24 protein-coding genes and 3 tRNA genes are annotated in these 24,885 nt (G+C 62.3%); 19 read left to right on the top strand and 8 right to left on the bottom strand.

What is annotated here, in order from left to right; all coding sequences use genetic code 11:
* Nucleotides 1-6: 6 nt before the first annotated feature.
* A complete protein-coding gene (locus R2C4_RS18625) occupies nt 7-1,209 on the bottom strand; it encodes a winged helix-turn-helix domain-containing protein (protein ID WP_141891745.1) in 1,203 nt (400 codons plus the stop codon).
* Nucleotides 1,209-2,234 (bottom strand): LacI family DNA-binding transcriptional regulator, encoded by a 1,026-nt coding sequence (locus R2C4_RS18630; RefSeq protein WP_008555117.1) that lies wholly within the window; start codon nt 2,232-2,234, stop codon nt 1,209-1,211. Before R2C4_RS18630 ends, R2C4_RS18625 begins: the two co-directional genes overlap by 1 nt.
* A gap of 145 nt (nt 2,235-2,379) precedes the next feature.
* Between R2C4_RS18630 and R2C4_RS18635 the strand changes: the two genes are divergently transcribed.
* The 3 genes from R2C4_RS18635 to R2C4_RS18645 all read left to right on the top strand — a co-directional run bounded on the left by R2C4_RS18635 (nt 2,380) and on the right by R2C4_RS18645 (nt 3,959).
* Nucleotides 2,380-2,456: transfer RNA gene (locus R2C4_RS18635), tRNA-Arg, on the top strand.
* 244 nt (nt 2,457-2,700) lie between these two features.
* Nucleotides 2,701-3,768 (top strand): SDH family Clp fold serine proteinase, encoded by a 1,068-nt coding sequence (locus R2C4_RS18640; protein ID WP_208764507.1) that lies wholly within the window; start codon nt 2,701-2,703, stop codon nt 3,766-3,768.
* Complete coding sequence (locus R2C4_RS18645; protein WP_141891747.1) at nt 3,765-3,959, top strand: hypothetical protein; 195 nt, start codon at nt 3,765-3,767, stop codon at nt 3,957-3,959. The genes R2C4_RS18640 and R2C4_RS18645 overlap by 4 nt, the downstream gene beginning before the upstream one ends.
* 379 nt (nt 3,960-4,338) lie before the next feature.
* On the opposite strand, the gene R2C4_RS18650 is transcribed toward R2C4_RS18645, so the two are convergent.
* Both R2C4_RS18650 and R2C4_RS18655 read right to left on the bottom strand, forming a co-directional pair.
* Nucleotides 4,339-5,498, bottom strand: a protein-coding gene (locus tag R2C4_RS18650; protein ID WP_141889224.1) for an IS3 family transposase whose coding sequence is annotated in 2 segments (ribosomal slippage) — nt 4,339-5,240 and nt 5,240-5,498 — 1,161 coding nt in all. Because the reading frame shifts where the segments join, the coding sequence is not laid out codon by codon here.
* Nucleotides 5,499-5,562: 64 nt separating this feature from the next.
* Complete coding sequence (locus R2C4_RS18655; protein WP_141891749.1) at nt 5,563-5,823, bottom strand: hypothetical protein; 261 nt, start codon at nt 5,821-5,823, stop codon at nt 5,563-5,565.
* 146 nt (nt 5,824-5,969) lie between these two features.
* Here R2C4_RS18655 and tnpA point away from each other — a divergent pair, with 146 nt between their 5' ends.
* From tnpA to R2C4_RS18675, 4 genes are all read left to right on the top strand, one after another.
* The gene (gene tnpA / locus R2C4_RS18660; RefSeq protein WP_141889228.1) at nt 5,970-6,341 is read left to right on the top strand and encodes an IS66-like element accessory protein TnpA; all 372 of its coding nucleotides are present in this window, start codon (nt 5,970-5,972) and stop codon (nt 6,339-6,341) included.
* Nucleotides 6,338-6,685 (top strand): IS66 family insertion sequence element accessory protein TnpB, encoded by a 348-nt coding sequence (tnpB, locus tag R2C4_RS18665; RefSeq protein ID WP_141889229.1) that lies wholly within the window; start codon nt 6,338-6,340, stop codon nt 6,683-6,685. The genes tnpA and tnpB overlap by 4 nt, the downstream gene beginning before the upstream one ends.
* A 62-nt stretch (nt 6,686-6,747) precedes the next feature.
* Entirely contained in the window at nt 6,748-8,376 is a 1,629-nt protein-coding gene (tnpC, locus tag R2C4_RS18670) for an IS66 family transposase (RefSeq protein ID WP_141889295.1), read from the top strand.
* Complete coding sequence (locus R2C4_RS18675; RefSeq protein WP_141889230.1) at nt 8,376-8,672, top strand: hypothetical protein; 297 nt, start codon at nt 8,376-8,378, stop codon at nt 8,670-8,672. Before tnpC ends, R2C4_RS18675 begins: the two co-directional genes overlap by 1 nt.
* Nucleotides 8,673-9,407: 735 nt before the next feature.
* Here the strand turns inward: R2C4_RS18675 and R2C4_RS18680 are convergent.
* Complete coding sequence (locus tag R2C4_RS18680; RefSeq protein WP_244940752.1) at nt 9,408-10,442, bottom strand: AraC-like ligand-binding domain-containing protein; 1,035 nt, start codon at nt 10,440-10,442, stop codon at nt 9,408-9,410.
* A 125-nt stretch (nt 10,443-10,567) separates the two neighbouring features.
* Between R2C4_RS18680 and R2C4_RS18685 the strand changes: the two genes are divergently transcribed.
* Complete coding sequence (locus R2C4_RS18685) at nt 10,568-11,011, top strand: cupin domain-containing protein (RefSeq protein ID WP_058287464.1); 444 nt, start codon at nt 10,568-10,570, stop codon at nt 11,009-11,011.
* A gap of 11 nt (nt 11,012-11,022) precedes the next feature.
* Nucleotides 11,023-12,510, top strand: a complete 1,488-nt coding sequence (locus R2C4_RS18690; RefSeq protein ID WP_141891750.1) for a flavin-containing monooxygenase — start codon at nt 11,023-11,025, stop codon at nt 12,508-12,510.
* Nucleotides 12,511-12,606: 96 nt separating this feature from the next.
* On the opposite strand, the gene R2C4_RS18695 is transcribed toward R2C4_RS18690, so the two are convergent.
* Nucleotides 12,607-12,693: transfer RNA gene (locus R2C4_RS18695), tRNA-Leu, on the bottom strand.
* Nucleotides 12,694-12,868: 175 nt separating this feature from the next.
* Here R2C4_RS18695 and R2C4_RS18700 point away from each other — a divergent pair.
* From R2C4_RS18700 to R2C4_RS18735, 8 genes are all read left to right on the top strand, one after another.
* Nucleotides 12,869-12,944, top strand: a tRNA-Thr gene (locus R2C4_RS18700).
* Between the two features lie 272 nt (nt 12,945-13,216).
* Nucleotides 13,217-14,248 carry an SDR family NAD(P)-dependent oxidoreductase gene (locus R2C4_RS18705; protein WP_167510274.1) on the top strand — a complete coding sequence of 344 codons (1,032 nt, stop codon included), beginning with the start codon at nt 13,217-13,219 and terminating at the stop codon, nt 14,246-14,248.
* Between the two features lie 143 nt (nt 14,249-14,391).
* Entirely contained in the window at nt 14,392-15,993 is a 1,602-nt protein-coding gene (gene xrtE, locus R2C4_RS18710; protein ID WP_141891754.1) for an exosortase E/protease, VPEID-CTERM system, read from the top strand.
* Nucleotides 15,994-16,169: 176 nt separating this feature from the next.
* Nucleotides 16,170-16,682, top strand: a complete 513-nt coding sequence (locus R2C4_RS18715; RefSeq protein ID WP_141891755.1) for a hypothetical protein — start codon at nt 16,170-16,172, stop codon at nt 16,680-16,682.
* Nucleotides 16,683-16,804: 122 nt separating this feature from the next.
* Nucleotides 16,805-17,545: a metallophosphoesterase gene (locus R2C4_RS18720; protein WP_338034730.1), complete on the top strand. Its 741-nt coding sequence runs from the start codon at nt 16,805-16,807 to the stop codon at nt 17,543-17,545.
* A gap of 139 nt (nt 17,546-17,684) precedes the next feature.
* The gene (locus R2C4_RS18725; RefSeq protein ID WP_058285269.1) at nt 17,685-17,930 is read left to right on the top strand and encodes a VPEID-CTERM sorting domain-containing protein; all 246 of its coding nucleotides are present in this window, start codon (nt 17,685-17,687) and stop codon (nt 17,928-17,930) included.
* Between the two features lie 537 nt (nt 17,931-18,467).
* A complete protein-coding gene (locus R2C4_RS18730; protein WP_141891757.1) occupies nt 18,468-19,154 on the top strand; it encodes a sugar transferase in 687 nt (228 codons plus the stop codon).
* A gap of 103 nt (nt 19,155-19,257) precedes the next feature.
* Nucleotides 19,258-21,402: a GumC family protein gene (locus R2C4_RS18735; protein ID WP_141891758.1), complete on the top strand. Its 2,145-nt coding sequence runs from the start codon at nt 19,258-19,260 to the stop codon at nt 21,400-21,402.
* A 99-nt stretch (nt 21,403-21,501) separates the two neighbouring features.
* On the opposite strand, the gene R2C4_RS18740 is transcribed toward R2C4_RS18735, so the two are convergent.
* Both R2C4_RS18740 and R2C4_RS18745 read right to left on the bottom strand, forming a co-directional pair.
* Nucleotides 21,502-21,792, bottom strand: coding sequence for a hypothetical protein (locus R2C4_RS18740; RefSeq protein WP_027245281.1), 291 nt, complete (start codon nt 21,790-21,792; stop codon nt 21,502-21,504).
* 2 nt (nt 21,793-21,794) lie between these two features.
* Nucleotides 21,795-22,166, bottom strand: coding sequence for a hypothetical protein (locus R2C4_RS18745; RefSeq protein ID WP_141891760.1), 372 nt, complete (start codon nt 22,164-22,166; stop codon nt 21,795-21,797).
* Here R2C4_RS18745 and R2C4_RS18750 point away from each other — a divergent pair.
* Complete coding sequence (locus R2C4_RS18750; protein WP_244940753.1) at nt 22,165-24,243, top strand: YjbH domain-containing protein; 2,079 nt, start codon at nt 22,165-22,167, stop codon at nt 24,241-24,243. The genes R2C4_RS18745 and R2C4_RS18750 overlap by 2 nt on opposite strands.
* Nucleotides 24,240-24,881, top strand: coding sequence for a YjbF family lipoprotein (locus R2C4_RS18755; protein ID WP_244940754.1), 642 nt, complete (start codon nt 24,240-24,242; stop codon nt 24,879-24,881). The genes R2C4_RS18750 and R2C4_RS18755 overlap by 4 nt, the downstream gene beginning before the upstream one ends.
* The last annotated feature ends 4 nt before the right edge of the window (nt 24,882-24,885 follow it).

The following is a 24,885-nucleotide window of genomic DNA, read 5'->3' on the forward strand; positions in this document are numbered from 1 at the left end:
CGCTGCTCAGCGCAGCCAGCCATCAGCGAAAACCACTCTGCTGACGCCTGCAAACCGCGCCACCCGGTCCAGCTCGGCCTCCAGCCGCCGTGTGCGGGACCGCGGCCATTTCATATCGCTTTCCGGCCAGACAGCGGTCACGCGCAGCAGGTCTGCGTCCCGGTCCGCTTTCATGTCGATGCGGCCCGCAAGGCGGTCGCCCTCCAGAAGAGGGAAGACGTAGTAGCCGTATTGCCGTTTGGGGGCGGGGGTGAAAACCTCGATCCGGTAGTGGAAGCCGAACAGCCGCTCGGCCCGTTTGCGGTCGCGCAGTGCGGGGTCGAACGGGCTGAGCACCCGCATCCGGCCAGGTGCCGGCCCCAGTTCCCCGGCTTCTCCGACAGTGCCAGGACGGCTGAACACCTTGCGCAAACTGCCATCGGCCTGCTCGACGCAGATCTCCTCAAGCCCGCCCTGGCGCAACTGCTGCGCACACCAGGCCTTGGCTTCCGCCGGAGAGGCAGTGTCCCAGAAGGCGGCCAGCTCTCCCGATGTGGCAAAGCCCAGGCGGTCCAAAGCGGCAGAGCACAGCCAGTTCACCGTCGCCGCCTCATCGCAATGGGCAGTGGGGCGCAGATGCTCCTCAATCACCCGTTCTGTCAGGTCATAGCGTTTCTGGAACCCCTCGCGACCCACCACCGTCAGCGCTCCGGAGCGCCAGAGGTATTCCAGCGCGGTTTTGGACGGATGCCAGTCCCACCAGCCTCCAGAGCTCTTTTTCTCGCCCTTGCCGAGGTCGGAAGAGCTGACGGGCCCGTGGTCGCGGACGTGGTTCAGGACGGTTTCAAATTGCGCCTCGAAACCGTCGCGCCGCCAGTTGCGCCAGCGTTTGCGCAGCAGCTCGGTGTCGCGCCGGAACCTTAGATGCCACTGAGGGTAAAACGCCATCGGGATCATCGCGGCGTCATGGGTCCAATGCTCAAACAGCCCGCGGTCCCGTTCGTAGAGCCGTTTGAGGTTCTGCGCCCGGTAACCCGGCCGGCGGGAATAGAGGATTACGTCATGGGCGCGCGCAACCGTGTTGATGCTGTCGAGCTGCACGAACCCCAGCCGCTGGATCAGCTCCAGCAGATCAGCCCCTTTGGCCGGGCCTGCGGGCTGCTCCAGCAGCGCGTGGCGGTCCAGAAACAGCCGCCGCGCACTGTGGTTGCCAAGCCGTTGCAGCGCCATCAGCGCCGTTTCAGCGTGTCGCCATAAGAGATCGTGGGGGTCAGCGTGATCTGGGTTTCGATTTCGGCGTCGGGGTCTTCCAGCTGTGCGGCGATGATCTCAGCCGCCTTGCGGCCGATTTCCAGGCGGCAGGCATCCATGGTGGCGAGCTTGCGGGGCAGGCCTTGCAGCAGCTCCACGCCGTTGAAACCGGCGAGGCCGATCTGGCCAGGCACGTCGATGCCCTGATCCAGCAGATAAAGCAAGCCGCCTGCTCCGATCATGTCGTTGGAATAATAGAGAAAATCCAGCTCGGGCGAGCGCTCCAGCATGGCCTGGGTCATCTCGCGCCCCTTGGCCAGGGCTGAGCCGCCGGAATAGAACTCGCGGTCCTCGATCTCCACGCCCTCCTTGGCCAGCGCCTCGGTGAAGCCTTCGAAGCGTTTGCGGGCGCGGTGGTCGAGCGGCATCTTGGTGCCCATGAAGCCGATATGGCGGTAGCCTGCCTTCAGGATCGCCTTTGCCATCTCGCGCCCTGCACGGCGGTGAGAGATGCCAACCATCGCGTCCACCGGCTTGCCGTCGGTATCCATGATCTCCACCACCGGGATACCGGCGCTGCTCAGCATGGCACGGGCGGCTTCGGTATGCTCCAGCCCCGCGATGATCACGCCGGAGGGGCGCCACGAGAGCATCTCGTACAGCACTTTTTCCTCTTTTTCGGGCTGATAGTCAGTGACGCCGACAACCGGCTGCAGCTCGGTGTTCTCCAGCACTTGGTTGATGCCGGTCATCACCTCCGGGAACACCATGTTGGACAGTGACGGGATGATCACAGCCACCAGGTTCACCCGGTTCGAGGCCAGCGCGCCCGCAATCTTGTTGGGCACATAGCCCAGTTCCTTTGCGGCGCTCAGCACCTTAGTGCGCGTCTTCTCCGACACGTCGCCGCGGTTGCGCAGAACCCGGCTTACAGTCATTTCGGAAACACCGGTTGCTTCGGATACATCGCGAAGGGTAAGCGGGCGCTTGCTGTCCGTGGTCACGTTCCTGAGCCTCTTGTTATGTCTGCCTTTGACGTTAGCGCAGACATCACTTGCTGCACAATGGAAACTGCGCGCGGCAAAACGGCTTTGGGCTGTGCCGATCCCATTGTGATCGCAGGACGGATTTGCTATCGCGGAAAGACGCGGCCCCGTGGCTCAACTGGATAGAGCAGCCCCCTCCTAAGGGGCAGGTTGCAGGTTCGAATCCTGCCGGGGTCGCCATTAAAATCAGTATCTTAAAGGAAATCACGCCGTTTAGATGGGCTTATCCGGAACGATACCCGGAACGAAACTTCCTATTTGGGTCGGCTCTTGAGAAGGCGTGAAATCGCGTCTTACACGTTCAAAACTTGCGATTTTTGCCGCTGATGTGGGAAACGCGGCGTCGCCTTGCCGAAGACTCTTGCTATAGACACCAGTCTGATTCAATTTATGGGTGAGCACGAGACGGCATAGAGGCAAAAAATTGAACCAGCAGAACATCGGAGGGGCCCAACAGCCCGTGGCACTTCCAGTTTCTCAAACTGAAAGCGCCCACGAAGAGCGTAGAGAGATTTTATCACAGATAGCAGCAGCAAGAGATTCCAAGGTGTTGCTGTATGTCACCAGTGACCGGCCTGCGATGGAAACCCAAATCGGCCCGGATGTTGATGACATTTTTGTTGAGCATTTGGATGAGCTTTGGCCTGCACAAAAAATCACTGTAGTTCTCTACACAACCGGCGGGAACACAGCGACAGCCTGGAGATTGATCAATCTGCTCCGAACGTTTTGTGAGGAGCTGGAAATCATCGTTTTGGTCAAGGCGCTTAGTGCTGGCACGCTGATGTGCCTTGGCGCAAACCGGATCGTGATGTCAAAACAATCCACACTTGGGCCAATTGATCCAAGCGTGAACAACCCTATGAATCCGCATGTGCCAGGGACCAACCCGCCGCAAAGGGCCCCAGTGAGCGTGGAGGCAGTTCAGGGATATCTGGATGTGGCAAAGCAGCTTGGTGTGGAAGACTCCAACAGTCTTGCAACCGTTTTGACGCACCTGTCGTCCCAGATTCATCCATTGGTCTTGGGGCAAATTTTCAGGACCAGAACACAGATACGAGATCTGGCGACGAAGCTCCTGGTTCATCAGGAGATTGAAGGCCAGAAGAAAGAACAAATCATCGACTTCCTCTGCAGTGAAAGTGGAAGCCATGACCACACAATCAACCGCCGCGAGGCAGAGTTGCTTGGTCTCAAAATTGAGAAACCGAGCGAAGAATTTTACGCGATATTAAGAAATCTATATAAGAATGTCAGTGCAACACTGAAACTACGAGATCGGTTTGCCCCGGACGTAGAGCTTGCAAACCACCCGGCTGTGCACTACCGGGTGCGGCGTGGATTGATTGAAACGGTAGAAGGCGGAAGCCATCAATTCATCACCGAGGGTGTCCTGCAGAAGGTGCAAGTGCCGCAAAATGGCGCACCACCTGCGATTGGCTTTCAGGACAATCGGCTGTTTGAAGGGTGGAAAAGGGAGGATCAACCGTGAATTATTTAATGCAAACATCAGATGTCAGCTTCATCGAGAGAGAAAGTTCTGCAGCGGAACTTTCCTTCACAACAACGACCGCACGCACGGACACTTTTGCAGAATATATGCGCAGCGCGATATTGTTTGATCAAGGAACAATTGTGGTCCCGGTTGAAGAGATCGACTTCACGCAAATCTCGCCTGTTTGACGTTTCCTACAGCAAAACACTTCAAGGCAGGCTTTGGCCTGCCTTTGTATTTTCTGGGCAAGATGTTTTTTAGCGCTGCCGGAGTGCGCAGACTGTTGATGGCAAATCCTATCCGGTCGCACGCTCAGATGGTGCCAAACAAGCGCTAAAGATTGAGCAACGGTTCAGGACATGACCGCTAAGGGCGGGCAATGGTGGGCCTGAAATTATTGTTGCTACCTTGCTACTTGGGTGGTTGCTCCCTCTACCCATCTCAGAATGACCCTGTCTTGGTTTCCTGGATCGTCGGTGTTTTGTCGATCCCTGCACTTCGCTCGAAAGGCGCGCTCCCCTCCGCTTGTTCGGAATGACAATGACCTGCCCCCCGCTGGTCCCTCGTTCATGAGGAGAGTCTGCGGGTTTGGTTTTGGTAATCGTCGGTCTCGGGCTTGGCAAGCGCGGCAGGCGCGGAGCCCTCAAATAGCTCAAGCGCCTGCCGCGCTTGCATTGGCGTTCTGTTCCCCAGCGAAGAATGCGGCCTGACGTTGTTGTAATCGTAGCGCCACAGCGCCAGCTTGCGGCGGGCATCGTCCAGGGTATCGAACAGCTCTTCATTGAGAAGCTCGTCCCGCAGGCTGCCGTTGAATGACTCGATAAAGGCATTCTGCTGCGGTTTCCCGGGGTCGATGTAATACCAATCCACGCCGTTCCTGTCGGCCCATTTCAGGATTGCCCGGCTGGTGAATTCCGTGCCGTTGTCGCTGACAATGCAAGCGGGTTTCCCGTAGATCCGGACGAGCGCGTCCAGCTCCCGGGCAACGCGCTCTCCTGAAATGCTGGTGTCCGCAGCCAGGCACAGGTTTTCCCGGCAGCAGTCATCGTTCACGGCCAGGATGCGGAACTTCCGCGAGGCGCCGAAGCTGTCCGCCAGGAAGTCCAGGGACCAGCGCTGGTTCGGCCGTGTGGCTTCGGGCATCGGTGTGCGTGAGCCCCGGGCGCGTTTGCGGCCCCGCCGCCGCTTCACCGCAAGGCCTTCTTCCCGGTAGAGGCGGTACAGTTTTTTGTGGTTCATGATCATGCCTTTGCGCTCAAGCAGCACGCCGATCCTCCGGTAGCCGAACCGGCGGCGTTTGCCAGCGATCTCTTTCATCTCCTGGCGGATCTCGGGATGGTCGGGCGGGCGTTTGCGCCGGACCGTCTTGGGGTCGACACCGACAAGCCGGCAGGCCCTGCGCTGCGAGATGCCATGATCCCGCATCGCAGTGAGCGCTGCCTCTCGCCGCTCCTTCGGTGCCGTCAGCTTTTTCCCAGCAGGTCTTTCAGAACCACATTGTCGAGCATCGTGTCTGCCAGCAGCCGCTTCAGCTTGGCATTCTCATCTTCCAGCGCTTTCAGCCGCGCCGCCTCCGATACCTCCATGCCGCCATACTTGGACTTCAGCTTGTAAAAGGTCGCCGGGCTCAGCCCATGCCGGCGGCACACCTCCGCCGTCGGCATCCCGGCTTCCTGCTCTTTGATCATCCCGATGATTTGCGCCTCGGTGTAACGGCTCTTACGCATTCGTCTGCTCCTACATAGGTTGGGCAGACTCTACATCATGGTGAGGGATTTCGCGGGGGGCAGGTCAGAGGCCCTGAATTACCCCATCGATGGGCGGCGCACTCAAACCTACATCTGGGGAGAAGTAGTAAACCAAGCCCGTCGGCAGGGTGTCATCGGCATACATTTTGACGAGTGCCAGCACGTTTTCACTGAGAAAAACTCGAGAACCAACGAGATTTTCTTGGACAGCTTCAAGACCCTCCTTAAGGACTCTAGATGGCCTTTGATATTGATCCTGTCTGGGGTTCCAGTCCTGGCTAAGTATATTCAGGAATACGAGCAACTCGCACACCTCCTCAGACCAGTTCACTTCGATCTGATTGATCGTAACCGCCCGATTTGAACCGCCTGCTCGTGTGTCCTGGAGATTGGTAAGAAACGTCCATAAAGACGTCTTTAATGACGTCTCCTACAGGGAGGGAGGCAGCTGTGCGGGGCGAAATTCTTGGCTTGGAGCGTCGGCGCCGCTGGAGTGACGACGAGAAGTTGGCGATTGTGCTTTCGGTCGGGGTGAACGGCGCGACCGTGTCGCAGGTCGCACAGCGCCACGAGATCAGGCGGCAGCAGATCTATGCCTGGCGATACGAGCTGAGGAGGAAGGGGCTTCTGACGCCAGACGACGCGACGCTATTCCTGCCCGTCGATATTACGTCGCCGCCGGAACCGCAGGAAGCGTGCGCCCCTGAAGCGAGCTTGGCGTTGATTGAGGTGGTTCTACGCAATGGTCGCAGCTTGCGGGTCGATGCCCATGTGGATGCGGCGGTGCTGACCCGTTTGATCCAGGCGGTGGAGGCGGCATGATCGGCCCGGGAACCGGCATTCGCGTTTACCTGGCCTGCGGTCACACTGATATGCGCAAAGGTATCGCGGGGCTTTCAGCGATCGCGCAGGATGTCTTGAGGCAGCGGCCATCGAACGGTGCCGTGTTCGCGTTTCGAGGGCGCCGCGGCGACAGGGTGAAGCTTCTGTATTGGGATGGCCAGGGCTTTTGCCTGTATTACAAAGTCCTGGAGAAGGGTCGTTTCCCATGGCCTGCGGCGACGGATGGCAGCGTGCGTCTGACCGCCGCTCAATTGGCCATGCTCTGGGAGGGGATCGACTGGCGCAGGCCGGATTGGGGCGCGCCACCAGCCCGGACGGGCTGATTTATCTCCCTGGAATCGTTTGTTTTTATGGCGTCCGACCTTGGAGAATGGTATCCACCACCATGTCCGTAGAAGCCACGCCTCTCCCCAATGATCCCGCCGTTCTGAAGGCGATGATCGCCGCGTTGCAGGCGGAAAACCAGAAGATGTCCGCCAGTTTGCGGGCGCATGATCTGCTGGTTCAGGCGCTGCGCGTCCGGATTGCCAGATTGCAGAAGCAGAAATTCGGCTCCAGTTCGGAAAAGATCGAGCGGGAGATCGAGCAACTGGAACTGGCGCTGGAGGACCTGCAGGTTGCGCTCGCCGAGGCGGATGAACTGCCGCCGGAGGGCGACGATGAGCCGGAGACGGACAACCAGACCCCGGAACCAGCCGAACCGCGGGAGTCGAGGCGCCGCCGTCCGAAGGTGTCGCAGGACACGCCGCGCGAACGCCGCGAGCTTGACCCCGGCGACAGTTGCCCGGATTGCGGGGGCGATCTGCGTGTGGTCGGGGAGGATGTCAGCGAGCTGATCGACATGATTGCAGCCCAGCTGAAGGTCATCGAGATCGCGCGTATCAAGAAATCCTGCCGGCGCTGCGAGCGTATGGTTCAAAGCCCGGCACCCAGCCGTCCGATCCCACGGAGCATGGCGGGCCCGAACCTTCTGGCTTATGTGCTGACCTCGAAGTTCGACGACCACGTGCCGTTGTATCGTCAGAACGAGATCTTCGCCCGCATGGGGGCAGACATCCCGGACACGACCCTGGTCGACTGGTGCGGCGGGGCAATGAAGGCGCTGGCGCCGCTGATCGAGAAGATCGAGGCCGAGATCATGGCCAGCAATCTTCTGCACGCAGATGACACGCCCATCCGGGTTCTCGATCGCGGCCGCCGCGACAAGGGGCTCGGAAAGGGCGTCAAGAAAGGCCGGATCTGGGCCTATGTCCGGGATCAGCGCCCATGGGCGGGCACGGCCCCGCCCGGTGCGGTCTATCACTTTGCCCCGGACTGGAAGGAAGAGCATGTCCTCGCCCATCTTGGCGAGACCAGCGGCATTCTCCAGGCTGATGGCTACAAGGGGTATGCCAAGCTCTATGCCGCGGACCTGGACGGCAAGAGCCAGTTCCGGGAGGCCGCGTGCTGGGCGCATCTTCGCCGCGACTTTCACGATGTCTGGACCGCGACGAAATCCGCAATCGCGCGCGAGGCGCTCGACCGTATCGGCAAGCTCTACGACATCGAACGAGAAATCAGCGGCAAGCCTGCCGAACTGCGGCTGGCCGTGCGCCAAAAGGAAAGCAAGCCCAAGGTTGATGCGTTCCGGGACTGGGCCGAAAGGCAGCTCACCCGTATTCCCGGTAAGAGTGATCTGGCCAAGGCGTTCCGCTACGGGCTGAGCCGTTGGGCTTCATTCACGCTGTTTCTGGAGGACGGGCGCGTGGCCATCGACAACAATCCCGCCGAGCGCGCGCTGCGGCCCATTGGCGTTGGCAGGCGGAACTGGCTATTCGCGGGTTCGGATACCGGCGGTGAAACGCTCGCCCGCGCCATGACCGTCATCGAGACGGCAAAGATGAACGGCCTCGATCCGCAGGCCTACCTCGCAGATGTCTTGGACCGTATCCACGATCACATGGTCAACCGGCTGGCCGAATTGCTCCCTTGGAACTGGAAGCCGGCAGATCAGAGCCGCAGCGAGGCTGCGTGATGGCAGCGACGACCTACGTCTGCTCCATCGCCCATGTCGCCAGCCTGCTGGGCGAGGATCCTGGACTTCTCGAGGCCATCGTCAGCAACGACGACAACCTCTCCTACGGCAACATCGTCAGCGTCCACATCGGACGGGACGACTACATTACGGCGCTGACCGACGAGGGCATCGACGAATTGCGCGACATGCTGGCATCAGCACGAGTGTCCGTTGAGGCATGGCACAGCTTCCTCGAAGACTTCGTCGCTGAGCCCGGCATCATCGCCCGCGTCAACAATCAACCGCTGCGGTAAAAATCGGGCGCTTACGATTGATCTCAGGAAGGATGCACATGAACTGAACAGGCTTGTATACAGTTACGCTGACACAGTTGGGATATCCTTCGACCAACTTTCTCACGCAGAGTTCTTCAAGAGGTTGCTCTGTGCATGCATGAACCGTTGGGGATTGGTCATTGAGCTCGTCGTCGAGGCCTTTGCTTTGGCTAAGCTCGAAGATGCGCAGTCGTGTTCGCTCGACCATTTTGTGAGTGCATTTGCAAAGACGTACCGTCTCTCGCCTGCATACTCACCTTTCACTGTTGTCGACTTCGAAGAGGCCTTCAATCCCGAGGTGATGGCGTCGCTGCTTCACAAAGAACAATAACGATCAGAGCGCGTGTAGTTGCCGCGAAGAGCCCGCCTTGAGCGGGCTCTTTCTTTGCCAGACCTGTGCATGCTTTTGGTTTTGGCGTGCATGTTTTTGGGGTGCGCCACCATTTGTCAATTCGCAAGTAACTGATTTAAATGGCAAACTTCGGGAGTTGGATTGCCGAATCGAAGATGCGTGCATTCTTATGCCTCATTGGCACTGATATCAATGGACCGAAGTGCGCAATCCTTGGTTGTTTCGTCACGGGATCTGCCCGCGGGTTTCTTCGCAAATCCTGTTACAGCTTCAACCCCGCGTCAGTTCGCGGAGCGGCGGCCGCCGATAAATCCGCAGGCGTTTCCGGGGGTTGGATCCAGTCCCCCGAACAGACACGCGTGTCAGGGAAATGTGGATTGCTCGGTTTGGTCCGGTAACCCGTTGGCTGCGCGGGTGGTGCTGGGCAGTTCGCCAAAGCGGGCGCGGTAGAGCTGGGAAAAACGTCCCAGATGGGAAAAGCCGCTGTCATAGGCGATGCTGCTGACCGGCGTTCCGGCAGGGCGCGAGAGCAGCAGATAGCGGGCCAGATCCAGCCGCAGATCGCGAAGATATTCCACCGGTGTCAGGCCGAAATGCTGGCGGAACCCGGTCTGCAGGGTGCGGATGCTGCAGCCGGCCTCGGCGGCGATGGCTGAAACGGTCAGCGGCTCTGCCGCATTGGCGTGGATATAGTCTTGCGCGCGGCGGATCTGAAGGCTGCTGCCCAACGGGGCGCGCGGAGACAGGAGATGGCGGATGTTGCTTTGCTGGTGGGTCAGCAGGCCGAGGATCAGCTGCTCTTCGATCACCTGCTGCTGCAAGGCGCCCCAGTGGCCGAATCCGGCCTGCGCATCGGTTGCCCTCACGCAGGCGATGAACTGCCGGGCCCAGTCGTGCAGGGGGCCGGTGCTGATGGGTGCGGCTGTGTCAAAGACCACCGGCTCAGACAGCGGCAGCCCGGAGGCGCGCTCGGCAATACTGTGCAGCGCGTTCCGGTCAATCTGCAGCAGCAGCATCCGGCAGTCCGCCTGCCATGTCATCTGCGTTACCCGCGTCGGGTTGAGAACGGTGGCTTGGCGGATGTTCGAGCCCACCGCTGCCGCGCCGTTGGCAACCACGGCTGCGCCGCTCAGCGGCATTTGCACGAGATAGAAATCCTGCAGCTCGCCCGGGTCTATTTGCACGGCAGATCCGTAGCACAGGTAATTGAGCGACAGGCTGCGTCCCGGAACATGGTTGTGGCGGGTGCCGAAACCGAGGCTCCTGCCGGCAGGCTGCAGGCGGTGGTCGCAGAATTTCTGGGCGACGAGGCTGCGGGCCTCGTCGATGTCGCGGCTGTGGAACTGCCGCCACGCGCGCAAGGGCTCGCTCTTGTGTTCTGCTTGCTGCCGGGTCATCGGCGCAGCCTAGCACGGTTCCTCAGTCAGGCAATCATGCGGTTCCGCGCTATTTTGCGCATTCTGGATAACCCTTTTCCGGGGCTGCCCCTAGGCTTCCTATACGAGCGATAAGGGAGGAAACTATGGCTCTGGATCAGGGAATCACCAAAGCGACCGGCGGGCTGGAGGGCCTGTCCTGGAATGTCGTCGGGCACACTTATACGCCAAAGCTGCACAGCGAAAACGCGTTTGTCTGGCACGCGGCCATTCCGGACGGCACCTTTGTGCCGCCGCATGTGCACCCCACCCAGGACGAGTGGATCACCATGCTGGAGGGCACGCTGGAGGTGGAATTCGGCGGCGACGTGTACCAGGCCGGCCCGGGCGACACAGTGCGGATGCCGATGGGGGTGGCGCACGGCATCTTCAACCGCTCCGGTGCAGAGGCCACTTGCGTGTTCGGAGTGGCGCCGTCGCGCAAGCTGTTTGACCTGTTCTGCGCATTGGACGGGGTGACAGATCCGGAAGAACTGGTGCGGCTGTCCGCGCTGCATGAGGTGGATTTCCTGCCGCCGCCGTCGGAATAAGGGAGGCGGACATGGTGAAACGCAAGACGGTCGCCGTCATCGGCGGCGGGGTAAGCGGGCTGGCCGCGGCGAAGGCCTTTGCCGAAAAGGGGCATCAGGTTCTGGGCTATGAGCGCAGCCATGACTTGGGCGGCGTGTGGGAGCTTTCCCGCTCTTATCCGGGGGTGCAGACGCAATCCCCCAAAGAACTGTACTGTTATACCGACCACCCGATGCCAGAGGAGTATCCGGAATGGCCCAAGGGCCCGCAGGTGCACGCCTATCTGCATTCTTATGCGGATAAGCACGATCTGCACCGGCTGTTCCAGCTGAACGCCAACGTGCTGGAAATGGACCGGCGCCCGGACGGGCAGCCGGGCTGGCGGCTGGTGATTGAGACAGGCGGCGAGACCCGGGTGCAGGACGTGGATTTCGCAGTGGTCTGCACCGGGCAGTTCTCCGAGAAAAACATCCTGACCCACCCCGGGCAGGAAGCCTTCACCGCGCAAGGCGGGGAGGTCATGCACTCCTCGGAGTATCTGGACCCGGAGCACGCGCGCGGCAAGCGGGTTGTGGTGCTGGGCGGGTCCAAATCCGCCACCGATGTCGCGGTCAACGCGGTCCAGAACGGTGCCAAGCAGGTGCATCTGGTCTACCGGCAGAATGTCTGGCGGGTGCCGTATTTTGTCGGCGGCATCAACTTTAAGAAGCTGCTCTACATGCGGGCGCAGGAAGTGCAGTTCAACGGTTGGGGCCGCAGCTGGCTGCACAAGGCCTTCTATGGTCTGGCCAAGCCGCTGATCTGGGCCAATTTCCGCGGTCTTGAGGCGCTGTTGAAGATGCAGCTGGGGCTGAAGAAGTGGGACATGGTCCCGGATGTCCCGATCGAGAAAGACGTTTCCTGCTCGGTGCCGATCGTGACACCGGGCCTGTTTGAGGGTTTTAAGGACGGTTCAATCACTCCGCATCGCACCACATTCTCACGGTATGAAGGCGATGAAATCGTGCTGGAAAACGGTGAGAGAATCGGCGCTGACCTGGTGATTTCAGCGGTCGGCTGGAAGCTGGGTATTCCCTATCTCGCGCAGCGGCACCTGGACAAACTGATCGAGGCGGACGGCCAGTACCGGACCTACCGTCTGGCGGTGAACCCGGACCTGCCGGAAATGGGCTTTGTCGGCTTCAACTCCAGCTTCTGCACCATTCTGTCGGCGGAGATGGTGGCAAACTGGCTGGTCCGCTATGCCGATGGCCAGCTGGCGCGTCAGCCTTCGCGGGCGGAGATGGAGGAGAACATCCAGATGATGCTCGACTGGCGCCGCAAGGAGCGTCCGGCGGCGCAAATCTATGGCGGGCTGTGCTCGGCGCCTTTCCACTTCAAGCACTTCGATGAGCTGCTGATGGATATGGGGGCGACGCAATGGAAGCGGCCGAACCCTCTTGTGGAGCAATTCGCGCCGCCGGATGCCAGCGCCTACGGCCGTTTCCTGGCAACGGCACCGCAATATCAGGCGGCCTGAAGCCTGCCCATGCGCCTGCCGGAAACGGCGGGCGCTCATGTTTCAACAGCACACATTGGGCGCGCTGCTGCATGCAAATTTTCGAGTAAGGGGGGATGGTGCCCAGGAGAGGACTCGAACCTCCACGTCCATACGGACACTAGCACCTGAAGCTAGCGCGTCTACCAATTCCGCCACCTGGGCAGGTGTCGTGAAACCGGCGTATAAGCGGAGTCGCAAGGGGCGTCAAACGGAAATAGCACGCCGGAATCCAGGTTTGCCGGGATTTTCAGCCGCACCTGCAAAGGTCGCCGATGGCGCTGGCAGAGTGGCAATTTCGCTTGCCTGCAACACGGCCCGGCATTATGAAACCAGCGGCGCCGGTGTAGCTCAGCTGGTAGAGCACGTCATTCGTAATGATGGGGTCGTAGGTTCGAGTCCTATCACCGGCACCAGTTTCCTCCGCAGTCTTGTGAATGATCGCTGGTGCGTGCCGCCAGCCAACGGCAGTTGCAGCGCGCGTCCCCCGCTCCCCTGCCTGCGGCCGTCCGGGGAGGCTGTTTGCTTATGCCGCACCCGCTGGCAGGGCCGGATTGAGCTGCCGGGGATGGTATGCCCCTGCCCGGTTTGCCATAATGCCCGGCGGGTGGTCCGGCGCCTTGCGAAACAACACCCTGCGGCCGGGTTCCGGATCCCGGCGGTTCAGACAGGCCCCTGGAGCAGACTGATGACCCAGCAAACCGTTCTTGTCACCGGGTCCTCCGGCTTCATCGGCTACCACCTGTGCCGGCGCCTGCTGGAGGACGGGTTCCGTGTCGTTGGCATCGACAACCTGTCGGATTACTACAGCGTGCAGCTGAAACGGGACCGGCAGGCGATGCTGGAACAGTACCCGGACTTCAGCGTCATCACCCGCAGCATCGAGGATCCCGGCGTCGTCCTGGAGGTCTTTGAGGCGCACAAGCCGGACTATGTGGTCCACCTCGCCGCGCAGGCCGGGGTGCGCTATTCGATCGAGAATCCCCGCTCTTATCTGGAAAGCAACATCACCGGCACCTTCGAGATCCTGGAAGCCGCCCGCGCCCATCCGCCCCGGCACATGCTGCTGGCCTCCACCTCCTCGGCGTTCGGGGCCAATACCGAGATGCCCTACAGGGAGACCCAGAAGGCCGATCACCAGATGTCCTTCTATGCCGCCTCCAAAAAGGCGACCGAGAACATGGCGCATTCCTATGCGCATCTGTTTGATCTGCCAGTCACCATGTTCCGCTTCTTCACGGTCTACGGCCCGTGGGGGCGGCCTGATATGGCGCTGTTCAAATTCACCAGAGCGATTCTCGCGGGGCAGCCGATCGACGTCTACAATTATGGCGGCATGCAGCGCGACTTCACCTATATCACCGATCTGGTGGAGGCCGTCCGGCTGCTGATGGACGCGGTGCCGGAACGCCCGGCGGACGGGGCGGTGCCAGAGGGCGACAGCCTGTCGCCGGTGGCGCCGCACCGGGTGATCAACATCGGAAATTCCGAGCCGGTGCAGCTGAACGATTTTATCGCCGCGGTGGAGGCCGCCACCGGCCGCACCGCGGAGCGCAACCTGATGCCGATGCAGGCGGGCGATGTGCCCGCCACATGGGCCGATGCCTCGCTGCTGCGGCGGCTGACGGGCTATACCCCCCAAACCGGAGTGGCCGAGGGTGTAGCGCAGTTTGTTGAGTGGTACCGGGCGTATTACCCGGAGGCCCCGGACAGCCAGTGAGCCGAGCGGCGCAGCCGGGACCGTCCCGGGCCGGGGTGAGCCTCTTGAACCTGCGGCTGCCTGAATTATGAAGGAGCGGCTGTGACTGCACAGGGCAGGGTCTGCGCCACCCTGTTGCCAAACCGCGCGTCCGGGGAGTGATCATGAGGCAAGAACTGATCTTGCGGCCTGCATCCATGCGTCTGGCTGTTTTTCTGTTGGTGGCAGTGGCCGAGGCCGCGGCCATTCGCCTGCTGACCTATGATGCGGACCAGTTCTTCTGCGGGAATGTGTCCGCATATACTCTCTGCCGGGGGCTGCGGACGCTTCCTCTGAGCGTTTTCTTCATGTGTGCTGCCGTTGTTCTGATGACAGTGGCCCGCCCCCGTCTTTGGCACAGCTATGCGCATCTGGCGGCCGCGGCGCCGTCCCGCCGCCTGGTTCCGGCCGGGCTGCATCTGCTGGGGCTGGTGCTGGTGCTGGTGCCGCTCTGGCGGCTTCCGCTGGCTCAGCTGGAGGCGCAGTTCAGCCAGGCGGCGCCGCTGTTCCTGGCCGGCGGCGCGCTTGCGCTTCTGGGCGCTGCGCTCTGGCTGTTGCCGTTGCGCGCCTGGAAGCAGTGGTTGCTGGGCAATGGCGCCTTCCTGCCGCTGGTGGCAGCCGGATTTTTCCTTCTCCCGCTTGTGGTTGAGGCGACCGGATGGCTGTGGGGCGAGAACCGCGCGTTGACCCGGCTGACGTTCCAGGCCGCGAGCGGGGTGTTTGCCTTGACCGGCACCGAGCTGTTCACCCTCCCGGGGGAGCGGATTATCGGCCTCAACGACTTTTCGGTCCGCATTGCCTCGGGCTGTTCCGGTGCCGAAGGCGTGGCCCTGGTGGCGGTGTTCATGGCGCTCTATGCGCTGCTGGCGCGCCGGACACTGCGGATGGGCCCCTACTGGGCGCTGCTGTTCCCGGTTGCGGTCTGCCTGAGCTGGATCCTGAACATCCTGCGGATTTCGGCGCTGATCTGGCTGGGTGCAAATGTCTCGCCGAAACTGGCGGTGGACGGGTTTCACTCCTATGCGGGCTGGCTGATGTTTTCGCTGCTGGCCTTTGCGGTTCTGGCCATCGTCCACAACATGGCCTTTTTCCACACCGGGGCAGCAAAGCCTGGCGCCCGCCCCGGCCTGCCCCTGAGGGCGGATCCGCTGTTTGCCAGAATCGTTCCGTTCATCCTTTTCATGATGAGCGGCACCATCACGCCGCTGCTTTGGGAAAATCCTGCCGATGGCTACCCGCTGAGGGTGGCGTTCATGCTGCTGGGGCTGGCGCTGTTCTGGCCTGCGCTGAGGGCTATCGACTGGCGCGCCGGGCCGGCCGACTGGCTGACCGGCTGCGCGGTGGCGGCAATGTGGCTGCTGCTGGCCCCGGACACCACCGCCAGCGCGGCGCAGGCGCCGGATCCGTTCTGGATCCTGTGCCGCCTGCTGGGCACGGTGCTGCTGGTGCCGGTCATCGAAGAGCTGTTCTTCCGCGCCTATGTGCTGGAGCGTGCCGCCGGCACTTCCGCCGCAGCACCCTGGCGCGTCCTGGCCGGGCTGGCGGTCAGCAGCCTGCTGTTTGCGGCGCTGCACGACCGCTGGCTGGCCGGGGCAGCGGCGGGCGTTGCGTTCGGGCTATTGTACCTGCGGACCCGCCGCCCCGGCGGCGCCGTGCAGGCGCATATGCTGGCCAACGCCATCATCGCTGCCGTGGCCATCGCCACCATGAATTATGATCTGATCTGATCTCATCCCGCCTGGCGGCACGCCGCAGGACAGGGCGAGAACTACTAAAATTTGCCTAACATGCGGGCTAAAGTGTTGATAATGTACTAATTTTTGCCACATCTCCACCCCGGCCAGCGCGCAGGGGTTTTCTATCCAGTCTCCAACGCCCGTTTCTTTGCATTGGAGATCTGATCATGCTGGCACTGAATATCGCATCTTCTGCTGCTGCCCTGCCGGGGCGCGCCCGTTCCGTCTTCCGCAAGACCGCCAATGCCGCCGTTGCCGCATGTCTGGCACTTGCGGTGCTGCAGCCGCAGGCAGCAGCCGCCCAGCAAACCTATGTCGTGGGCAGCGACCGTGGCGGTTATCTGCACGACCGGCTGATCGAACTGAAAAACCTCAAGCGCAGCGGCACCCGGGTCGAGATCCGCGGCCGGGTCTGCTATTCCACCTGCACGATGTTCCTCGGCCTGCCGGGGGCCTGCGTTGATCCGAACACCACCTTCGGCTTCCACGGTCCGTCGCGCAGCGGCCGCCGCCTGGCGCAGGAAAAGTTCGATTATTTCAGCCGGGTGATGGCGGACTTCTACCCGGAGCCGCTGAAGGTCTGGTTCATGGCGGAAGGCCGCAACCGGATTTCCGGCATCTACAAGATCAAGGGCAGCGAAATCATCCGCATGGGTGTGAAAGCCTGCCGCAGCGCCTGAGCAGGCCAGCTTGCCCCGGTGCGGGCTGGCGGGTATCACGGAGGTGACCGCAGTGAACCCCGGCGCGTTGCCGCACGCCGGGGTTCACTGCGCCAAACAGGCTACCGGGAGATTTGCCTATCGTGCTGTCATCCATGCTCCGCAAGTTCGCAAAAGGCGCCGCCTTTGCGGATCCCGCGCCTGAGGTGCCGCTCTGCGTGATCGGCGATGTGCATGGCTGCCTGCCGCTGCTGGAGCAGATGCTGGCCCAGGTGCCGCGGGATCACCAAGTCGTCCTGGCCGGGGATTACGTCGACCGGGGCGAGCAGAGCGCCGGACTGCTGCGCTTTCTCAGCGCCCGCCCGGATCTGACCTGCCTGATGGGCAATCATGAGGATATGCTGCTGCGCTTCCTGCAGAACCCCGCCCGCGACGGCGGCCGCTGGATCAGGAACGGCGGGCTGCAGACGCTGGCATCCTTCGGCATCTGCGGCGCCCGCCCGCAGATGAGCGCAGATGAGCTGCGCAGCTGCCGCGACCGCCTGCAGGCGGCGATGGGGGAGGATCTGATTGCCTGGATTGCCGGTCTGGAGACCTCTCTGCTGTCCGGCACTGTGCTGGTGGCCCACGCCGGGGCGGATCCCGGCACGGCCGCAGACGCGCAGCAGGACGGCACGCTGCTGTGGGGGCACCGGGAGTTCTTCCGCACCCCGCGCCGGGACGGGGTCTGGGTCGTGCATGGCCATACCATCGTCAGCACGCCCGCGGCGGAGCGGGGCCGGATTGCCGTCGATACCGGCGCCTATGCCACCGGAACCCTGTCTGCTGTCTGCCTTGATGGCAGCGCGCCGCGGTTCCTGAGCGTGCCTGCGCAGCCCGCCTGACGTCAGGTCATCGGTGCAGACCGGATACAGCCGTGCGGGAATAACGCACCTGTCCCACGCTTCAAGTTGAGCGGTGGTTAAGAAGGTGTTAAGTGCCTTCGATGGGGGAGTTTAACAGTTACCTTTTGAGGCCCAGCAGATGAAAAATCTTTTTACCGCCCTTAGCACCGCTTTCATTGTCAACTGCATGACCCTGTCCGCCGCTTTAGCGAAGCCTGGCAAAGGCAATGGCAACGGGCATGGAGTCGGCAACGGCAACGGCGGCAACGGGAACGGCAATGCGTGGGGCGTGCCGGAAATCGACGCCAGCGCGGGTCTGCTGACGCTAGCGGCGGTTGGCGCTGCATTGGCCCTGGCCTGGGAAGTGAACCGCCGCCGCGCCTGATTCGGAACGGGCCCCTTCAGCGGGGTAAATCCATTTCCGCCAAGGCTGATCAGGCGTCTGCGGCAATCGCCGCAGCAGCTTCTCGCCGCAAAGCCCCCGCCCCACCGTACTCTGCACAGGTTCCGTCCCAAGCGCCTCGGCGTTCGGCGGGCCTGTGGTTTTGCGGCGTGTCGGGCGTTAGCGCCCAGGGGGCACACGATCTGAATTCGTGCTGACAGGCTGCGCGCCGAAGGGCGACGCCGGGCTGTCGCCTGCAGGCTTCATCTTTCCTTTAGGCTCTGGCAGCCAAAAGAGCTGTATCGGGCCTCAGGCCACCGGCGCCGGAAACCAGCATTCCGGCAGAATCAAGGCCCGTCATCCCCTCAGAATTGAACCGGGCCACCCAGGTCTTGCTCCCAGGACACAATGGTTAACCAAGTCTCAAAAGTGTAGAAAATACTACTTAAGTTTGTCGTAACTTGAGTGTAATGAGCCCGTACCTATCCCTTTTGGCAGGTGGGTTTTGGTTAAGACGTTTGAATTTCGGAGTGTTAGACGATGCAGGATTTTGCACTGACCGCGTACTCCATCGATGGATCTGTTGAATATCAGGTGCCTGGCTATTCTTCGCCGGGCTATTACTCCAGATCGGGTAAGCGGATTTTTGATATACTATTTGCTCTTTTGCTGTTGCCTGTCCTTGTTCCTGTCATCCTGATTTTGTGGGGTGTTGTGCGCTTGGATGGCGGACCGGGATTTTTCGGGCATACCCGTGTGGGCCAGAACGGCAAGCCGTTCAAATGCTGGAAGGTCCGCAGCATGGTGGTCGATGCCGAATCACGGCTTCAGACCCATCTGGACAGCAACCCCGAGGCTGCTGCTGAATGGGAGCGTGACCACAAGCTGACCAGCGACCCGCGCGTCAACCGGCTTGGCCGGATCCTGCGCAGGACCAGCCTGGATGAACTGCCGCAGATCTGGAACGTGCTGAAGGGCGAGATGAGCTTTGTCGGCCCGCGCCCCATTGTCACCAAGGAGCTGCCGAAATACGGCAGGAGCGTGCCGGCGTATCTGGCCCAAAAGCCTGGAATCACCGGGCTTTGGCAGATCTCCGGCCGCAATGACATCAGCTATGATGAGCGGGTGGCGCTGGATGTGGCCTATCTGTCCTGCCGCGGTTTCTTCAAGGATCTGACAATCATCCTCCGCACAGGTGCAGCAGTGCTGGGCAGAACCGGCCGCTGAGTCCGGCACCGGTCCGCAGGACTTTCTTCTTAAAGCCCCCGCGTGTATGCGGGGGATGATGCGCGTGTGCGGCGCGCATCATCAGTACGGTACTTGGGTATTCATGAAACAGACGCCTTTGAGTGAAGCTTCCTTCCCTGTGCAGCGCCCTGCGCCCTCTGAAACGCCGGACGACGATGTCATAGACCTTGGCGCCTTGTTCGCCACCCTGTGGCGCGGCAAGTGGATCATGCTGCTGGCGACCGCGGCGGCCATCTTCCTGGGCGGGATATACGCCTTTGTCGCAGCGGTGCCGCAGTACACCTCCAGCGCCGTGGTGATGCTGGAGACCAAGCAGGAAAGCGTGGTTGATCTGCAAAGCGTCGTCAGCGGCCTGTCGGGCGACTACGCCGAGGTCAATTCCGAGCTGGAGGTGCTGCAATCGCGCGGGCTGATGAGCAAGGTCGCCGACAAGCTCAGCCTGATGGACGATCCGGAATTCAACGGAACCCTGGTTGAACCTTCTGCGCTGGGCGCGCTGATCTGGACGGTGAAATCGCAGATCAAATCGCTGCTGGGCCTGCAGAAGCCGACGGAAGAGATGCCGGAGGAGCTGGTCGAACAGCTGATCCGGGACAGTGTGGTTTCGACCCTGCTGAACAAGATTTCGGTGCGCAATGTTCCCAATACGCTGGTGTTCGAGGTCACTGCGGAGACGGAATCCGCCCGCAAATCGGCGTTGATTGCCGACACCATTGTGGATCTCTACATCCTCAACCAGATCGAAGTGAAATTCGACGCCACCGAGCAGGCGACAACCTGGCTGACCGGCCGTGTGGCCGAGCTTAAGACGGAGCTGGAAACCGCCGAGGCCAAGGCCAATGAATTCAATGCGGGCACCGCCCTGGTCTCGCCGGAGGCGCTGCAGGCGCAAGAGGTGCAGCTGAAGGATCTGCGCGAGCGTATTGCCCTGGCCAGAGCCGCGGAGGAAACCGCGCAGGTGCGCTACAGCGAGCTGCGCGCGGCGGAAACCCGGGAGAAGCGGGCGGAAGTCAGCCAGGACCGGCAGCTGCAGCGATTGCTGGCGCAGGCGGACACCGCCGCGGGCAGGGCCGCGTTTGACACCGCCTTCCAGCGGCTTCTGGCCCGCGCCGCGCTGGATGCCCGCCGCGCAACGCAGCAGCTGCAGACGCTGGTGCAGTCGGAGGCGGAACTGTCCAGGCAAACCGCGCGGCAGAGCGAAGACCTGATCACCCTGCAGCAGCTCACCCGCGAGGCAGAAGCTGTGCGGCTGCTCTATGAGTATTTCCTGACCCGTCTCAAGGAGACCTCGGCCCAGGAGGGCATCCAGAAAGCGGACAGCCGCCTCTTGTCGCGGGCGGTGATTCCGCTGCGCCCCTCCGCGCCCAAAAAATCGCTGATCCTTGCGATGAGCGGGATTTTGGGGCTGATGGCGGGCGCCGGCATCGTGCTGCTGATGGAAGCACGGCGCCGGGGCATCCGCTCCGCTCAGGAGCTGGAGCGCAAGACCGGCTACAGCGTGCTGGGGCAGATCCCGGTGTTCCCGGCCAGCGGCCGCCGCAAGGTGCTGGAATACCTGGCCGAGAAACCGTCTTCCGCCACCGCGGAGGCGGTGCGCAACCTGCGCACCTCGCTGATGCTGTCCAATGTGGATCATCCGCCGCAGGTCGTGGTCCTGACCTCCTCCCTGCCGGGGGAAGGCAAAACCACCAATTCGCTGGCGCTGGCGCAGAACTTCGTTGGCATCGGCAAGAAGGTGCTGCTGGTCGAGGGCGACATCCGGCGCCGGACGATGACGGCCCAGCTCAGCAATGTGCCGCCGCAGGGCATTGTCTCGGTGCTGGCAGGGGATATCGCGGCTGACCAAGCCATCTTCCAGGATCCGCTCTTGGGTTGTGACATCCTGGCGGGGGAAAAGACCTCGGCCAACGCCGCCGATCTTTTTGCGTCGGAGCGGTTCCGCGACTTCCTGAACGAGATGCGGCAGCGCTATGACGTCATTCTGATCGACACGCCGCCGGTGCTGATTGTGTCTGACGCCCGGCTGATCGCCCGCAATGCGGACGCGGTGCTGCTGACCGTGAAATGGGACGACACCGCCGAACAGGATGTGGCGGAGGCCCTGCGGCTGTTCCATACCGACAACCAGCGCCTGACCGGGATGATCCTGGGCCAGATCAACACCCGCCGGATGAGGCAGTATGGCTACAGCTACGGCGACTATGGCTCAAAATACTACGCCAACTGACGCATTGAAGCCGGAGAAGACGGCTTGAAAAGGAACGGCGCGCCTCGCAGGGGGCGCGCCGATCTCTTTTGCAGACTGCGGGCCGCAGTTGCGGGTGCTTCAGTTCGTGCTGACGGTGCTTGTGGTGGACGGGGTCGCGCCGCCGCCTGCTGCGGCTGCAAGTCCGGCGGCAGCGGCTGCCGCTCCAAGCGCCGGTGCCACCAGCGGCACAAAGCCGGTGACGCCTTCCGCCTCTGCTGCGGAGGCAGCGTCTGCCAGCGCTGCGAGACACTCGTCATCGTCGGTGTTCTGGGTGTCTTCGCAATCGTCCTTAGCGGTTGCGGGGCTGACACTCTGGGCGGCAGCACCGGTTGCGGACAGGGCCAGGGCCAAAAGGGTAATCCGGATCATCGTCAATCTCCTAAACCTATTCGCCGCCAAGCTATCATGCTCTGCCGGCGCTGCAAATGCTGCACTGCTGCAAAGCCGCTTTTGTGTGTCCAAAATGGTGTTTTTCCGCCGCCGTCCGGCGGCAAAACCAATGGCGGAAACCGCAGAAGCCGCGCAACCGCCGGTTTTGCTCCGGCAAGGGTTGCACTGGCGTCCGAAACAGGGAAAGAGACAGGCAGATTCGCCACAGCAGAAAGACATTTCCGGCCTTTTCTCCAGCCTGCGGGACAGTCCGCCGAAAAACGGATAAAGGGGCGGCAGGCCAGCAGTACATTCTTAGACGGTATGACAAACGTGATTTTCCAGGGACGGCAATTGCTTTCGGCAGCACTCATGGCGGCCGCCCCGGCACTCGCCCCTTCACTGGCTCAGGCGCAAAGCACTTCAGTCTACGGCACGCCGGGGTTGATCGAAACGCCTACGGCTGAAATGTATCCCGACGGCACCCTGGCCTTTACCAGCGGTGTGCTGGATCAGACCCTGCGGGCCACGATGACCTTTCAGATGCTGCCCTGGGTGCATGGCAGCTTCCGCTATGCGGTGATCGAGGGCTTCGACGGGGAGATCGGCGACCGTTTCGACCGCAGCTTCGACCTGCACTTCCAGCTGCGCGAGGAAGGCCGGACGTCCCCGGCCCTGGCATTGGGCCTGCGCGACTTCGGCGGCACCGGCATCTATGCCTCGGAATATCTGGTTGCCACCAAGACCATCCGGGACCGGCTGAAACTGTCCGGCGGCATCGGCTGGGGGCGGCTGGCCGGACGCGGCAGTTTCTCCAACCCGCTGGGTCTGCTCAGCAGCCGGTTCGACACCCGCAGCGATCCTCGTGCGGGCAACATCACCGAAACGGGGCGGCTGGATTTCGGCAATTGGTTCCGGGGCGAAGCGGCGCTGTTCGGCGGCGCCAGCTGGGCCTACAGCGACCGCTTGATCCTGCTCGCGGAATACTCCCCGGACCTTTATACCAAAGAGCGGGACCGCATCGGTTTCGAGGTCAGCTCGCCGTTCAACTTGGGCGCCCAGTACCGTTTGAAGAACGGGGCGCAGGTGACCGCGGCCTTCATGTACGGCACCACCCTGGGGCTCAACTACAGCTATTTCATCGACCCGCGGCAAAGCGTGGCGCCGGGCGGGCAGGGCGCCTCGCCGCCGCCGCTGCAGCCGATCGACCGGGTGGCGCTGGCCAGCTGGAACCTGCCTGATACCGCGGCACCGGGCCGCCGGCAGCAGGTCCTGACGCGCAGCCTGGAGCTGGAAGGGCTGCGGCTGGTCTATCTGGAGGACGCGGGCGGCACGCTGCGGATCGGGGTGGAAAACGGCACCTACGGCCAGGCGGCGCAGGCTGTCGGGCGGGCGGCGCGGGTGCTGGCCAATACCCAGCCTGCGCGGGTGCAAAGCTTTGATATCGCGCTCATGTCGAACGGCGTGCCGCTCAGTTCCGTGCGCATCGCCCGCCAGGATCTCTATGAGCTGGAGCATGATCCCGACGGGGCCTGGCGCAGCTTTGCCCGGGCCGAGGTATCCGACAGCCTGACGCTGTTCAGGGGCGGCTTCACCGATGCGGCCTATCCGAATTTCAGCTACCGGTTCGGCCCCTATCTGCAGGCTTCGTTCTTCGACCCGGATGCGCCGCTGCGCTATGAAATCGGCGCCCAGATGGGGCTGGATTACACCGCCGCCCCGGGGTTCACCCTGTCTGCCGGACTGCGCCAGCCGGCCGCCGGCAACCTCGATGACAGCCAGCGGCAGTCGAATTCGGTGATCCAGCGAGTGCGGTCCGACTGGGGGATTTACGCCCGGGAATCCGACCTGCGCGTCGAGCATCTGACCGCCGAATACATCTGGCGTCCCGGCGCCGATCTTTATGCCCGCACCACGGCGGGTTATCTGGAGACCATGTACGGCGGCGTCTCGGGCGAAGTGCTGTGGTTCCCGGCGGACAGCCGGCTGGCGCTGGGCGCAGAGGTGAATTACGTCAAGCAGCGCGATTTTGACGTGCTGTTCGGGTTCCAGGACTACTCGGTCGCGACCGGCCATGTCTCCGCCTATTACGATTTGCCCGGCGAATACCACGCGCAGGTGGACGCAGGCCGATATCTGGCCGGCGACTACGGGGCCACCGTCACGCTCGACCGCGAATTTGCCAATGGCTTCAAGGTCGGCGCCTTCTTTACCCTGACCACGGTCAGCTTCGACGATTTCGGCGAAGGCTCGTTTGACAAGGGGATCCGGCTGGAAATTCCGGTGTCCTGGCTGACCGGCCGCCCGTCGCGCGACCGGCTGGCGCAGGTGATCCGCCCGGTGCTGCGCGATGGCGGCGCCCGGCTTAATGTGCGCAACCGGCTGTATGGCGTGACCCGCGAGGCGCGCGCCCAGCAGCTGGCCAAGGGATGGGGGAGGTTCCTGCGATGAGGCTGTTCCGCACTGCCCTGATCTGCCTGCTGCTCGCGTCCTGCGGCGACGCCAGGGACGAACTCGACCTGCTGCGCGGCGCGCTGCAGCCCGATGCGCCCCGGTTCCATCCGCGCGCCAATGCGCTGGCGTCTGTGCGCCCGATCCCGCCGCGGCTGGAGGTGAGCTTTCCCAGCCGCGACCTGAGCGGCGTCATGCTGCTGGAGACCGAGCGGGCAGGGGTGCAGACCTGGCTGACCGCCGATGGCGCCACGATCACGCTGGAGAAGGGGTTTCTCACCTCCGCCAAGGGGTTCGGCTCTGGTCTGGCGGCCTCGGATGTGCGGCAAAGCGCGGCGCTGGTGCTGGCCCGGCAGGAGGGCACGGCGGAGCGGTTCCACAGTTTCCTGAACGGCAACGACCAGATCGAACTGCACGCCTACAAATGCGTTGTGACGCGCCTGGGGCCGGAGAGCATTTTTCTGCGCGGCCTGCCGGTTGCCGCTCAAAAGCTGGAAGAACGCTGCCACGGGGTAGCGGAAAGCTTCACGAATACCTATTGGGTGCGGCAGGGAGTCCCCGAGGTTTTGCAATCCTCGCAGTGGACCGGCAGCTTCCTTGGCAACCTCTTTATGAAGACGGTGCCGGATGAGATTTGATTGT

The sequence above is a fragment of the Leisingera aquaemixtae genome (assembly GCF_006740765.1).
GTDB classification, from domain to species: domain Bacteria; phylum Pseudomonadota; class Alphaproteobacteria; order Rhodobacterales; family Rhodobacteraceae; genus Leisingera; species Leisingera aquaemixtae.

Excerpts from the sequence above, each read along its gene's own strand:
- R2C4_RS18750 (WP_244940753.1), top strand. The coding sequence starts at position 22,165 with ATGGCGGCCGCCCCGGCACTCGCCCCTTCACTGGCTCAGGCGCAAAGC.
- R2C4_RS18715 (WP_141891755.1), top strand. The coding sequence starts at position 16,170 with ATGCTGGCACTGAATATCGCATCTTCTGCTGCTGCCCTGCCGGGGCGC.
- R2C4_RS18735 (WP_141891758.1), top strand. The coding sequence starts at position 19,258 with ATGAAACAGACGCCTTTGAGTGAAGCTTCCTTCCCTGTGCAGCGCCCT.
- R2C4_RS18680 (WP_244940752.1), bottom strand. The coding sequence starts at position 10,442 with ATGACCCGGCAGCAAGCAGAACACAAGAGCGAGCCCTTGCGCGCGTGG.
- xrtE (WP_141891754.1), top strand. The coding sequence starts at position 14,392 with ATGAGGCAAGAACTGATCTTGCGGCCTGCATCCATGCGTCTGGCTGTT.
- R2C4_RS18755 (WP_244940754.1), top strand. The coding sequence starts at position 24,240 with ATGAGGCTGTTCCGCACTGCCCTGATCTGCCTGCTGCTCGCGTCCTGC.
- tnpC (WP_141889295.1), top strand. The coding sequence starts at position 6,748 with ATGTCCGTAGAAGCCACGCCTCTCCCCAATGATCCCGCCGTTCTGAAG.
- R2C4_RS18740 (WP_027245281.1), bottom strand. The coding sequence starts at position 21,792 with ATGATCCGGATTACCCTTTTGGCCCTGGCCCTGTCCGCAACCGGTGCT.
- R2C4_RS18675 (WP_141889230.1), top strand. The coding sequence starts at position 8,376 with ATGGCAGCGACGACCTACGTCTGCTCCATCGCCCATGTCGCCAGCCTG.
- R2C4_RS18725 (WP_058285269.1), top strand. The coding sequence starts at position 17,685 with ATGAAAAATCTTTTTACCGCCCTTAGCACCGCTTTCATTGTCAACTGC.
- R2C4_RS18685 (WP_058287464.1), top strand. The coding sequence starts at position 10,568 with ATGGCTCTGGATCAGGGAATCACCAAAGCGACCGGCGGGCTGGAGGGC.
- R2C4_RS18745 (WP_141891760.1), bottom strand. The coding sequence starts at position 22,166 with ATGAGTGCTGCCGAAAGCAATTGCCGTCCCTGGAAAATCACGTTTGTC.
- R2C4_RS18730 (WP_141891757.1), top strand. The coding sequence starts at position 18,468 with ATGCAGGATTTTGCACTGACCGCGTACTCCATCGATGGATCTGTTGAA.
- tnpB (WP_141889229.1), top strand. The coding sequence starts at position 6,338 with ATGATCGGCCCGGGAACCGGCATTCGCGTTTACCTGGCCTGCGGTCAC.
- R2C4_RS18625 (WP_141891745.1), bottom strand. The coding sequence starts at position 1,209 with ATGGCGCTGCAACGGCTTGGCAACCACAGTGCGCGGCGGCTGTTTCTG.
- R2C4_RS18705 (WP_167510274.1), top strand. The coding sequence starts at position 13,217 with ATGACCCAGCAAACCGTTCTTGTCACCGGGTCCTCCGGCTTCATCGGC.
- R2C4_RS18690 (WP_141891750.1), top strand. The coding sequence starts at position 11,023 with ATGGTGAAACGCAAGACGGTCGCCGTCATCGGCGGCGGGGTAAGCGGG.